Raw genomic sequence first — 13,908 nt, 5'->3', positions numbered from 1 at the left:
ATTCATATCTGTTTATATGAAATACATAATAATTCTTGGAGACGGAATGTCTGACGAGCCGATTGCTGAACTTGGTAATAAAACACCACTGCAGGCAGCTCAGACTCCATACATGGATAATCTTGCCTCTAAAGGGAAAAACGGCTTGCTTGATACAGTGCCTGATGGCTTTTCTCCAGGAAGTGAGATTGCAAATCTCTCTGTTTTAGGCTATGATATACCCTCTGTATATGAGGGGCGCGGGGTACTCGAAGCGGCTAGTATGGGAGTGGATATTTTATCGGACGAATTAGCAATGAGATGTAATCTGGTATGCATTGATGGGGAATTGCTGAAAAATCATTCTGCGGGACATATATCTACAGCTGAAGCAACAGAGCTTATACATACCCTTAATGAGAAGATTGGTAATGACCGGTTTAGTTTTCACCCAGGTGTTTCATACAGGCATGTTCTGAAAATCAAAGGAGGTAATAAAAACATTATTTGCACACCTCCTCATGATATACCTGAAAAGCCATATCGACCTTACCTCATTAAACCGGGTGAAACTGGTGCTGAATATACTGCAGAAGCATTAAATAAACTTATTTATGCATCAAGAGAAGTATTATCTGATCATCCAATTAACTTAAAAAGAGTTGCTGAAGGAAAAGATCCTGCCAACTCAATATGGCCATGGTCGCCAGGCTATCGTCCTAAGATGAAGAGGTTGACAGAAATGTTCCCAATAAAAAGAGGAGCTGTTATTTCGGCGGTTGATCTTATACGTGGGATTGGTGTTTATGCCGGACTGGAAGTAATAATGGTGGAGGGGGCAACCGGTTTGTACGACACTAATTACGAGGGTAAAGCAGCTGCCGCTCTCGAAGCTTTAAAACAGAATGATTTTGTTTATCTTCATATTGAGGCCAGCGATGAGGCAGGCCATGAGGGTGATGTAGCTCTGAAAGTAAAAACAATAGAGTATCTGGATTCACGTATTGTTAAACCAATTTATGAGGAAATCAAAAACTGGGAAGAGCCTGTAACAATAGCTATTTTACCAGATCACCCCACCCCATGTGCAATACGCACACATACACGTGAAGCCGTTCCTTTTCTCATTTGGCACAGAGATGTACAACCTGATAGGGTACAAACATATGATGAGCTTGCTGCTAAAGATGGGAGTTATGGTTTATTGTATGGCGACCAGTTCATGAAAACTATATTTAATATTAATTTATGATTACTGAATAATCAAACTATGTTATACTATAGTACTAAAAACAGGGATATTAAAGCTAGTCTGCAGGAGGCTGTAGTATATGGATTAGCCCCTGATAGAGGTTTATATATGCCCGAGCAGATACCTCAGCTGCCTGACACATTCTTCAAAGAGATATCGGGAAAGAATCTGCAGGAGATAGCAGCAATAGTTGCTTATGCATTTTTTGGTGACGACATTGATAAGGATAGCTTAAACCAGATAGTTGCAAATTCACTGAATTTTGAAATTCCTCTTAAAGAGATTGAAAAAGATATTTATGTACTGGAGCTGTTTCATGGACCTACTTTCGCATTTAAGGATGTAGGTGCACGATTTATGGCTCGTATGCTATCTTTTTTTGTAAATGAGCGTAAACAGGATGATGTAAAAGTGTTGGTTGCAACCTCAGGTGATACCGGTAGTGCTGTAGCTAATGGTTTTCTGGGAGTTGAAGGTATTCAGGTATTTGTACTATACCCATCGGGCAAGGTGAGTGAAATGCAGGAAGCACAATTTACTACTCTTGGTCAGAACATTGTTGCCCTTGAAATTGATGGAACATTTGATGACTGTCAAGCATTGGTAAAATCGGCTTTTATGGACGAAGAACTGAATATTCAGTTTAATCTTACATCTGCAAACTCGATTAATGTTGCACGTTTTCTGCCACAATCTTTTTATTACTTTTATGCATTTGCTCAATTAGCTAAAATTTTTGATTCTGCAGAAACTGTCTTTTCTGTACCCAGTGGAAACTTGGGAAACCTGACTGCGGGGCTGTTTGCAAAACAGATGGGACTGCCTGTTAAACGATTTATTGCAGCAAATAACCTTAATGATGTGTTCTTTGAATTCCTGAATACAGGGGAGTATAAGCCGAGACCATCTGTGCAAACCATTGCAAATGCTATGGATGTAGGAGCTCCAAGTAATTTCGAAAGAATCCTTGATTTGTATGGTGGATCTCATGAGAAAATAAGTCGTGAGATTAAAGGATTCAGCTATAATGACAGTCAGATTGAAAATACAATAAGCAGTTTGTATAAAAGGAGCGGTTATCTGCTTGATCCACATTCAGCATGTGCTTACAGGGCATTGACTGAAGGCAAGGAGCCGGGGGAAAAGGGTATCTTTCTCGCAACAGCACATCCTGCAAAATTTAAGGATTCGGTAGAGAGATGCATTGATTCAGAAATTGTAATTCCTGAAGATCTTGAGAAGTTCACAAAGAAACAAAAACATTCATTTTCAATCCAAAATAACTTCAATATTTTTAAAAAGGCGCTAATAAACCTGACTTAAGTTTCTTTTTACTATTTTTGTTGCGAGTTAATTCATAAATGAATGGTATTTAAGTGAAACAACCCATCCGATCCATACTTGTTGTTTTAATCTTGGCAATTTTTTATCAATGCTCTTCGGTTAGAAATTCAAGCATTGCTGAGATTGCTATACCAGAAATTTTGCCCGACACAACGGTTAAAATAGCACAAGTAAAAATACCTGAACCAATTGTAACCGACTCAATTACAGAAGAGTTAAACACTACTGTTATATCTACAGACAGTATAGAAGATTTATCTGAAACAATAGAATTATCCGGTGATAGTTTGCAATTACCGTCTGCAATAGTTGATGACTCTACTCAATTAGCTCAGGATGCGGCAGTTGCCAGAGAAGACTCTCTTGCTTTGGCCGGAAAACAGACACTCGATGCTCCTGTTTATTATACTGCACAGGATTCCATGGTATTTACAAATGATAATATGGGATTTCTTTATGGTAAGGCAGATATTAAATATGGGGAAATGGCTATAACCGGGGAAAAAATCACAATGGATCTCGATAGTAGTATTATTTCATCCACTTTTGGAGTTGACTCACTAGGTGTCGAATTTGGTTTTCCTGTTTTTACAGAGGGTGGCACAGAGTATGAGATGAAAGGTGTCCGCTATAATTTTGAGACCAGGAAAGCATTTATTCACAACGTCATAACTCAACAAGGAGAAGGTCATATTGTTGCAAATGAGGCAAAGAAAAATGCTGACAACTCATTCTATATGAGAAACGCCAAATATACCACCTGCGACAATCATGATCACCCTCATTTCTATCTGAATCTGTCAAAAGCAAAAGTAAGGCCTGAAAAAGATGTTGTGACAGGTCCCGCCTGGCTTGTAGTAGCAGATGTGCCCCTGTTTCCGGTTGTATTGCCTTTTGCTTTCTTCCCATTCACCTCTACATATTCATCAGGAATTATAATGCCGAGTTATGGAGATGAGATGACAAGAGGTTTCTATCTTCAGAATGGCGGGTATTATCTGGCTTTAAGCGATTATGTGGACCTTGCAATAACAGGTGAGATATACACTAAAGGTTCATGGGGTTTAGGAACCAGGTCAAACTACCGCAAAAGATATAAATACTCAGGCAATGTAAATGTTTACTACCTGAATACTGTTACAGGTGAAAAAGAACTTAAAGAAGTTGTACCGGAGGCGTACTCAGTGGCTAAAGATTTACGAATAAACTGGACACACTCGCAGGATCCTAAGGCAAACATGTACAGAACACTGTCAGCAAGCGTAAACTTCTCTACCAGTCGTAACAATCACCACGATTTGAGTCGTCTCTACTCACGTGAAGCTTCAAATAACACTAAAAGCTCAAGTGTTAATCTCACCCAGCGTTTTCCTGATTCCCCCTGGAGCCTATCTGCAACAATGAATATCAACCAGGTATCGCGTGACTCTACAATAGCTGCCACAATGCCTAACATATCCATCAATATGAGTCGCATCTATCCCTTCAAGAGAAAAAATGCTGTTGGGAGTGAAAAGTGGTTCGAGAAGATATCAATGAGCTATACTGGTGAGTTCCGAAATTCAATTACCACTAAAGAGGATAGGTTTTTAAAGTCAAATTTAGTGCGTGACTGGACTAATGGCATGCGTCACAATATACCAATCAGTGCAACATTTACTCTGTTTGATTTTATTCAGGTTTCCCCATCTTTTAATTACTCTGAGAGGTGGTATTCAGGCCAATATAAACAGGCTTGGGATCCAATTGCAAGAAGGCATGTGGATGTAGATACAATCCATGGGTTTAATCGTGTGTATGACTATAGTACTTCACTAAGTGCACAGACTAAACTTTATGGTATGTACACTCCATGGAAGATATTTGGAGACAAGATTCAGGCGATCAGACATGTATTTTCTCCTGCAATTAGTTTTAATTATCGTCCCGACTTTGGTGATCCCAGATATGGGTTTTATGAGACTTATACTTTTAAAAATGAGTTTGGAGAAGATGTTGAGTATACATATTCTCCATATTCTAAAATGATGTTTGGTACCGCCTCCAGCGGAAAGAGCGGAAGCATCGGCTTCGACTTCAAGAATAATGTTGAAATGAAAATCAGATCTGACAGAGACTCCACCGGGGTAAGGAAAATAAGTTTGATAGACGATCTGGGTATAAATTTTAACTATAATATGATGGCCGACTCCATGAAATGGAGTGATATCAACACAAACTTGCGTCTGAAACTTTCCAAATCGTATACACTCAGCCTGAATATGATCTGGGATCCATACACATATGAGGTTGACCAAAACAACCGACCTGTTAGAGTTGACAAGCTTAGAATTCTGAATGGTAAAGGTTTTGGAAAACTCAGAAGTACCGGTACCTCATTTTCTTACTCACTTAATCAGGATACATTCAAGAAACTGTTCAACAGGGATGATTCAGATAGTGGAGATGATGAAAGTAATCCTAATGAAAATCAACTGCCGGATGATGGTACAATTGGTGAAAACCCGTATGAAACTCCTGGTAGGACTAATATGTTTGATAATAGTGACAGTTCTTTGGGAGAGTTTGATGAAGATGGTTATCTAAAGAACTCCGTAAACTGGAACCTCTCTTTCAATTATTCACTAAGGTATGGTTACGGAGATTTTGATATTGACAAGAAGGAGTATAAAGGTGCGCTAACCCATAATTTTGGTTTGAGTGGCTCAATACAGCCAACAAAAAACTGGAATCTCACATTTAATACCGACTATAATTTCGATTTAAAAAAGTTCACTAATGTAAACTGTACACTAACACGTAATCTACACTGCTGGACTATGTCGGCAAGCTTCATTCCTATAGGGCCTTATAAATCCTACAACTTCACTATCCGTGCCAACTCATCAATGTTGCAGGATCTGAAGTATGAACAAAGAAGTTCGCCATACGACAGGGGAATGGCATGGTATTAATCACCCCACAGCTTTTTCATCCAGTCACTCAGCTTTTTCTCGGCAGGAGAAGATTGCGGTTCCCAAAATCTGCTGTTCTTCAACTCTTTAGGCAGATAATCCTGTTTTACAAAATTATTCTCATAATCGTGTGAGTATTTATAGTCTTTGCCGTAATCAAGCTCCTTCATCAGAGAGGTTGGTGCATTGCGAAGGTGAAGCGGTACAGGTAGATTACCGGTCTGTTCAACCTTGGAAATAGCATTATCAATTGCCAGATATGCAGAATTGCTTTTGGGTGACGTGGCAAGATAGATAGTGGTCTCAGCAAGCACAATGCGTCCTTCAGGCCAGCCTATTTTCTGCAGCGTATCAAAGCATGCATTTGCTAGAAGAAGTGCATTGGGATTGGCCAGACCAATATCTTCAGCGGCAGAGATAACCAGCCGTCTTGCTATGAACTTTGGATCTTCCCCTCCTGCAACCATCCTCGCAAGCCAATATATTGCGGCATCTGGGTCACTCCCTCTGATCGATTTAATGAAAGCTGAGATGATATCATAATGCATCTCTCCCCCTTTGTCATAAGCTGCGGGATTCTCCTGCAGACGCTCTGTTACCAGATAGTCTGTAATTACAATCTCCTTATCTTCCTTATCAGTGGCTACTGTAAGTTCCAAGATATTCATCAACTTGCGTGCATCACCCCCTGAGAAGCGGAATAAAGCATCAGTCTCTTCAACTTTTATTTTCCTCTCCTTCAGAATCAAATCCTCTGTAAGTGCTCTGTTTAGTAAAACCTGAAGATCTTTTTTCTCCATAGATTTGAGCACATATACTTGACAACGTGAAAGAAGAGGTCTGATAACTTCGAATGAAGGATTTTCTGTAGTAGCACCAATAAGTGTTACTGTACCCGTTTCTACGGCATTTAGAAGTGAATCCTGCTGTGATTTACTGAATCGATGAATCTCATCAATGAATAGAATTGGTGCCGCAGAATCAAAGAATCGGGTACTCTTAGCCTTCTCAATAACCTCTCTCACATCTTTCACTCCTGAGTTGATTGCACTTAATTTATAGAAAGGAGCCTTGATTGCATTTGCAATTATATTTGCAAGTGTAGTTTTACCAACACCTGGTGGTCCCCAGAAAATTATTGAAGGTATTCTTCCCGATTCAATCATTCTACGCAATACAGCACCCTTCCCTACCAAGTGTTCTTGCCCGATAAATTCATCTAAATTCTGTGGCCTAAGTCGTTCAGCTAACGGAGTACTCATATTTTCATTTTTTACAAATATAGTCAATATCAATAAATAATATCTGTTGGTTTATCATATATGTAACAGGTTACTGATTATAAAGAATGGGTTAAATAATATATTTTTGTAACTTTGCGCCTTAAAATCAAGAGGTCAGATGGAGATATCACCACTACTTTCCCTGTTCGGGGATATGAATCAGCTAGATTATGTTAAGCTGAATTTTAATCAGGAGAGTGTGAATATGATGAATCTTGCTATTGCATTCATCATGTTTGGAGTTGCACTAAGTATAAGACCTGGGCACTTTAGATCAGTTTTTCTTAACCCTAAACCTGTGGTATTAGGAGCTGTTTCTCAGTATGTTATTTTACCCGCATTAACTTATCTGTTAGTTTTAATAATCCGCCCCTCAACACCGGTTGCATTGGGTATGATATTGGTCTCATCATGTCCAGGTGGAAATGTATCCAATTTAATCTCTTCAATATCAAAGGCAAATATCACATTATCGGTGAGCCTTACTACTATCACTACTATTATGAGTCTGATCATGACTCCCTTTAATTTTGCTTTTTGGGGAGGGTTATATGCAAAGCACTCGCCACTTCTGGTTCCAATTACAATTGATCCAATTGAGATGTTCCGTACTGTATTTTTAATACTGGGAGTGCCCGTTATATTAGGAATGTTTGTTGGAATGAAATTTCCTAAATTTTCCAAACGGATGGATAAACCAATACAGACTGCTTCTGTTATTTTCTTTATAGGCTTTATTGTTGCAGCTCTTGCAGGCAACTTCAGTATATTCTTAAAATATATTCATCTTATTTTCTTGCTGGTATTAGTTCACAATGGCTTGGCTTTCTTTTCAGGTTACTCACTGCCAAGGCTTCTAAAGGTGAATGAAAGAGATTGCAGAACAATTTCAATAGAAACAGGGATACAGAACTCAGGTCTTGGATTAGCACTTATATTCAATCCAAGAATATTCCCTCCTGAACTAAATTTAGGTGGCATGGCCATGGTAGCAGCGTGGTGGGGAATATGGCATATAGTTGCGGGACTTATTCTTGCATCTTACTGGAGAAAAAAACAGGGAAATGAGACACCTATAGCAAGTTAATTTTAAGTATAACTCTAAAATATTGATTTCACCATAATCATATTCTATTGTATAAAACTTATGCTTTATAACTACGACTTTCGATACTTTTTAGCTAAAATACCTGTAAAATCAGCTCTGAGGTTAAACTTCAGAAAGATGGTTTTTACCGGACGAAAAGAGAATGTTTCGAGAAAAAGACCGATAATTTTTGCGCCTAATCATAGAAATGCATTAATTGATGCTCTATTAATAGTTTATGCAGGATATCACACTAAACAGGTCGTATTTCTTGCAAGAGCAGATATTTTCAAGCAGAAGTTTATAGCATGGATACTTCGTGGAATGCGTATCGTACCGGTTTTTAGAATTCGTGATGGTAAAGATAATCTTGATAAAAACAGAGATATTTTCAAAAATGCAGCTCGAATTCTTAAGAAAAACAATCCCATTGCACTTTTCCCTGAAGCAAGACATAATCCTAAACAGTCACTTCTACCTGTTCAGAAAGCTGTACCGCGCATTGTACTGCCAACCGAGGCATCCGTCGATTTTGAATTAAACAGTCAGATAGTCCCGGTATCAATATATTATCGCGATATATCCGGGTTCCTTTCTGATGTTTATGTAACATTCGGTACTCCTATTGAAGTTTCTGAATACAAAGAGATGTATGCTGAAAATCCCAACCTTGCAACAAATCAGATGCGTCAGGATCTGGATGAGAGACTTAGATCGATGGTTGTAAACATATGGAATGATGAGTACTATGATGAATATAAGAATGCTATAGACTGGAATGGTGATCGAATAGCCAATGAGATGTTTGCTGAGAGGAAAGATGATTTTATGCAGGCATCATTATATATTGTAAGAAAATTAGATGATCTGTTTGAGAATAACCGGCCTGAATTTGACAAAAAAATAGAGAACTTCCGTGAAGCATTTAAAATAATTAAAGAGCATCAGCTAAATACAAAAGACAATCTTTTGAATCCTTCAACCAAAGGGAAACTCTTCTCCCGGTTTGCAGTACTTACATTAACTTCACCAATTATGGTGTTTGGTTTTGTAAATGCTATCTTTCCAATATTAATAAAAAGGAAACTGTTAAGCTTGTTTAAAGACAATCAGTTTATTGCATCGGTAAGATATGTATCGGGACTGATATTTATTCCGGTATTTGATCTTTTACAATCGCTAATTGTTGGCTATGCAACAAAGGATTGGATATTAGCTCTTATCTATTTCATTGCTATGCCGGTAACATTTTATTTTGCACTATACTGGCACAAATGGTGGAAAAGAGCAATAAGAGATCTTAAAGCTTACAGGTTCAAAAAGCAATTTGCACAAAAATGGGAGCGACTGGTAGAACTTATCAAAATTTAGTATTATATCAGTTATTCACAAACCTCTACAATTAGAACTTAATTCAATTCTTTTTATCTCTCTTTTAAATAAAAGGTTATTTTATCTGCTTTAATCAGTACATCGTGGCTAATGCGGAAATTTCTGAAAGGTTTGCCATCAATCTCTATCTTATCGATATAAATAGCATCTGCTGAAGGACGAACAGTCTCAATTTCAATAGTGTGACCATTATAATGAAAATCGTCTAGATTCAGTATAACCTTATCAAAAACAGGTGTTGTAAATGTATATGATGGATCAGTAGCATCATCAGGATAGAAACCCATCATACTGAACAGTGCCCAGGTTGACATAGTACCTGTGTCATCATTGCCCGGCAGTCCATCAGGTGAATTTCTGAAATGCTTGGCCAAGAGCTCCTGTGTCAGTTTCTGAGTGCGCCACTCCTCTCCCTTTATATAACTGAACAAAAATGGATAACCTATATTTGGTTCATTCGTAGGATCGTAATGCCCATCAATAAACACCTCCTGAAGTCTGTTTACAAACTTCCGATTTGTACATTGCCTCATAAGCAGTTTCAACATCAAAATCACGCAATCCCTTCATCCAGCTATCCACAATTACAGGAATTGCAGGATCGCCCTCCATGGTAAGTGTCTCGCGACTATAAAGCTCCCACCTGGGTAGCCAGCCGCTCTCTTTATACATATCAATCATAGAACGCACCATATCCAGTTGTATTTCTGGATATAGGAGAGTCAGCAGCTGATGAACGTTTCTATAAGTATCCCAAAGGGAGAAAACTGTATATCTGTCATTCTCTGTACTTAATATTTCATCACCCTCCATCATAGGATACTCACCATTTACATCATTAAGAATATTAGGGTGAATAAGAGCATGATAAAGTCCGGTATAAAATACTGTTTGCTGTTCATCAGTACCACCTGAAACAGCTACCTTTGACAACGCTTTGTTCCATTCATCATGGGCACTATTTCTCACTAAGTCAAAATCAAATCCTTTTTGTTCTGCATCAAGATTCATGCGTGCATTCTCAGTACTTACAAATGAGACGCCTATCTGCACTTCAATAGTTTCACCCTGCTCCAAAGAGTAAGTAAAATATGCACCTATATCATCACCTGCAATATCCCTGTTATAGCGGGTATATAGCTTCCTGGTGGCACTAGTTGAATCCCATTGCGCCTCAACACCCATTTCACGCTGCATCTTCCAGTAACCGGCAGTTACAGGAACTTTATTAACTCTCATCACAAAATAGATAGGAAATACAGCATCAGGGTTATAGCAGAAAGTACCTAACATCTTCATCCCCTCAACTTCAGTATCACTTACACGACGCATCCAGGCTCCAGACTCGTTTGTAAGTCCTTCACCCAAATTCAGAAGGATATTGGCCTCTCCCTCAGGGAATGTGAATCTTGCTATGCTGGTTCGAGTAGTTGCAGAAACCTCAGTTTTAATATTGTACTTAGTAAGCAGATTTGAATAATAGCCTGGAGAAGCAACTTCATTGATGTACTCACTTCCATACTCCTCATAGTTAACATTCAAATCACCTGCAGTAGCCATTAAAAGCAGTGAGCCCAATTCGGGACAACCCACACCACTAAGGTTTACATGAGAATAACCTGTGAAGAATTTGTTTTCACTTGTATAGGGGGTTGACCACCATTGCTTATCTTTATCGAACTTGTTTAGTTCTGACCCCATCACATTGAATGGGGAAACCGACATCATTCCGTTAGGAAGAACGGGGCCGGGATTAGTTGTACCATAATTTGCACTTCCTATAAATGGATTTACCCTATCTGCCGGTTCAATGGAGAATGAAGCCAGACAATAAAATGTAAATGCAATAAAAGCTAATAACGAACCCCTAAAACAACTCATATTAATTCCTTTTTTACAACTAATCCTTTTTCCAGCTAATGAAAAGCTTAACTTTTCAATAGCTTTATTATCGACTCAATTGCTTCATTAAGTCTTTCGGCATTCTTTCCTCCAGCTGTTGCAAAGTGAGGCTGTCCTCCACCGCCACCCTGAATCAGCTTTGCAGCTTCACGGACAATATTTCCTGCATGCATTCCTTTAGCAACAAGATCATCAGTAAGCATGACGGTAAGATTTGGTTTGCCATTTGCTGCTGTTGCTCCTACAAACATCATATTTTCAGGGAACTGACCCTTTATTTGAAATGCAATATCTTTTATCACATCAGGAGATCCAACAGGAAGAATTGCTTTAAATACATCTACTCCATTTATGACGGTCTTATGTTCAATAACCTTCAGTTTAACCTGTTCTGTTTTCTCTTTTATAAACTCTTGCAACTCTTTTTTCATCTCTTCATTATCAGCAATAAGACGATTAATTCCCTGCATAACATCAGGAACATTGCTCAAGAGATTTTTTATACTTGTCAATATATCTTCCTTTGCATAAAGATACTCTTCGCAAACCTTTGCTGTTACAGCTTCTATACGACGAACACCAGCTGAAATTGCTCCTTCACTAACGATACGGAATGTTCCAATTCTACCTGTTGATGAAATATGTGTACCACCACATAGCTCTATTGATGTTCCAAATCTCACAGTACGTACATCATCACCATACTTTTCACCGAATAGTGCCATAGCACCCTGAGCTTTAGCCTCTTCAATCGGAACATGTCTATGCTCTTCAATCGGGAAATTGCTTCTTATCTTTTCGGTAACCTTAACCTCAACCGCTCTTATCTCTTCAGGAGTCATCTTCTGGAAGTGAGAGAAGTCGAATCTCAATACTTCAGGTGACACATATGATCCCTTCTGCTCAACATGATTCCCCAGGACCTCTCTTAAAGCCTCATGCATAAGGTGGGTAGCAGAGTGATTACACTCAGTAGCAGTTCTCTTAACTGTATCTATTTTTGCAGTAAACACACCCTCTAAATTTTGAGGAAGTTTTTTTGTAAGATGCACTGCCAGATTATTCTCACGTTTGGTATCAAAAACTTCAATTTTCTCGCCAGTTTCTGAAATCAACCAGCCACTATCACCTACCTGACCTCCCATCTCGGCATAAAACGGAGAACGTGACAATACAATCTGATAAAACTCAGATTTCTTCTGCTTAACTGCTCTGTAACGAAGTATATGAGCAGTACTTTCAGTTTCATCATAACCAACAAACTCTGGTTCACCATCATGCACCTTTGTCCAGTCGCCCGTCTCCACAGCCGCAGCATTACGTGCTCTGTCCTTCTGCTTCTGCATCTCTGCATTAAAGCCTGCCACATCAGCAGTCATTCCATGTTCACGCAAAATCAACTCAGTCAAGTCGAGCGGGAAACCAAAAGTGTCATAAAGTTTAAAAGCAACTTCACCGCTAAGTACCCCACCCTCCTTCTCGGGAAGATTTCTCTCAAGCAACTTGATGCCAGTTTCAAGAGTTCGAAGGAACGACTCCTCCTCCTCTTTCATAACTTTTTCTATTAGTCCCTGCTGTGCCTCCAGTTCGGGGTAAGCATCGCCCATCACCTCAATTAGAGTAGGGATCAGTCGGTACATAAACGACTCATGCATATTGAGGAATGTATATCCGTAACGTACAGCCCTTCGAAGGATACGTCTGATTACATAACCCGCTTTAGCATTTGAAGGGAGCTGTCCATCAGTTATAGAGAATGCAATAGTTCTTACATGATCAGCAATAACTCGCATAGCAATATCAACCTTTTCATCTTCACCATACTTTTTATCGCTAATTTCACCAATCTTCCCTATTATTGGCTGAAACAGATCTGTATCATAGTTAGACAGGGTACCCTGCACAGCCATACAGAGTCTTTCGAAACCCATACCTGTGTCGATAACCTTTGCAGGAAGTTGTTCAAGTGAACCATCAGCTTTGCGGTTATACTGCATAAATACGAGGTTCCATATCTCCACAACCTGAGGATGATCGTTATTAACCAGAGTCAAGCCGTCTACTTTTGCTCTTTCAGATTCAGGTCTTATATCAATATGAATCTCTGAACATGGGCCACAAGGACCTGTATCACCCATCTCCCAGAAATTATCTTTCTTATTACCGTTTATGATTCTCTCTTTAGGCAGATATTTTTCCCAATATGAAGCAGCTTCATCATCTCTCTCCAGGTTTTCTTCAGGAGCACCCTCAAAAACTGTAGCATAAAGCCTGTCTTTATCAAGCTTTAATACTTCAGTCAAATACTCCCATGCCCACTCAATAGCCTCTTTCTTAAAATAGTCGCCAAATGACCAGTTGCCAAGCATCTCAAACATGGTGTGGTGATAAGTATCGTGACCCACCTCCTCAAGATCGTTGTGCTTACCACTCACCCTCAAACACTTCTGTGAGTCGGCCACACGTGGATATTTAATTGGCGCATTACCCAGAATAACATCTTTAAACTGGTTCATCCCTGCATTTGTAAACATCAGTGTAGGGTCATCTTTAATAACCATGGGTGCAGAAGGCACAATGCGATGTTCTTTCGACTGAAAAAAATCTTTATACGACTGTCTAATCTCTTTGGAGGTCATCATAAACTTTCAATTATTACTTAAATAAAGCTTCGGGATATGAGTAAATTACCCAAAACAGAGTACAAAAATACAG

General features: G+C 39.0%; 7 protein-coding genes and 1 pseudogene. 5 read left to right on the top strand and 3 right to left on the bottom strand.

Annotation, left to right across the window (positions count from 1 at the left end; all coding sequences use genetic code 11):
• The first annotated feature begins 16 nt into the window (after positions 1–16).
• Genes PHO43_RS04100 through PHO43_RS04090 form a run of 3 tightly spaced genes read left to right on the top strand, consistent with a single transcriptional unit; the run spans position 17 to position 5,529 of the window.
• The gene (locus PHO43_RS04100) at positions 17–1,231 is read left to right on the top strand and encodes a cofactor-independent phosphoglycerate mutase (RefSeq protein ID WP_045090537.1); all 1,215 of its coding nucleotides are present in this window, start codon (positions 17–19) and stop codon (positions 1,229–1,231) included.
• An 18-nt stretch (positions 1,232–1,249) separates the two neighbouring features.
• Positions 1,250–2,554, top strand: a complete 1,305-nt coding sequence (thrC, locus tag PHO43_RS04095; protein WP_045090538.1) for a threonine synthase — start codon at positions 1,250–1,252, stop codon at positions 2,552–2,554.
• A gap of 53 nt (positions 2,555–2,607) precedes the next feature.
• Positions 2,608–5,529, top strand: coding sequence for a putative LPS assembly protein LptD (locus PHO43_RS04090; RefSeq protein ID WP_053827079.1), 2,922 nt, complete (start codon positions 2,608–2,610; stop codon positions 5,527–5,529).
• Here PHO43_RS04090 and PHO43_RS04085 read toward each other — a convergent pair.
• Complete coding sequence (locus PHO43_RS04085; RefSeq protein WP_045090539.1) at positions 5,526–6,791, bottom strand: replication-associated recombination protein A; 1,266 nt, start codon at positions 6,789–6,791, stop codon at positions 5,526–5,528. The two genes, PHO43_RS04090 and PHO43_RS04085, sit on opposite strands and share 4 nt — an antisense overlap.
• A 175-nt stretch (positions 6,792–6,966) precedes the next feature.
• Here PHO43_RS04085 and PHO43_RS04080 point away from each other — a divergent pair, with 175 nt between their 5' ends.
• Entirely contained in the window at positions 6,967–7,899 is a 933-nt protein-coding gene (locus PHO43_RS04080; protein WP_288011410.1) for a bile acid:sodium symporter family protein, read from the top strand.
• Between the two features lie 60 nt (positions 7,900–7,959).
• Positions 7,960–9,270 carry a 1-acyl-sn-glycerol-3-phosphate acyltransferase gene (locus tag PHO43_RS04075; protein WP_045090540.1) on the top strand — a complete coding sequence of 437 codons (1,311 nt, stop codon included), beginning with the start codon at positions 7,960–7,962 and terminating at the stop codon, positions 9,268–9,270.
• Positions 9,271–9,323: 53 nt separating this feature from the next.
• Here PHO43_RS04075 and PHO43_RS04070 read toward each other — a convergent pair.
• A pseudogene (locus PHO43_RS04070) lies at positions 9,324–11,172 on the bottom strand (GH92 family glycosyl hydrolase).
• Positions 11,173–11,219: 47 nt separating this feature from the next.
• Positions 11,220–13,835 carry an alanine--tRNA ligase gene (gene alaS, locus PHO43_RS04065; RefSeq protein WP_288011409.1) on the bottom strand — a complete coding sequence of 872 codons (2,616 nt, stop codon included), beginning with the start codon at positions 13,833–13,835 and terminating at the stop codon, positions 11,220–11,222.
• Positions 13,836–13,908: the final 73 nt, after the last annotated feature.

The organism is Lascolabacillus sp. (assembly GCF_028696275.1).
In the GTDB taxonomy this organism is placed as follows: domain Bacteria; phylum Bacteroidota; class Bacteroidia; order Bacteroidales; family Dysgonomonadaceae; genus Proteiniphilum; species Proteiniphilum massiliensis.
The sequence above is the reverse complement of the archived record's forward strand: the minus strand, read 5'-3'. Positions and strand labels throughout refer to the sequence as shown.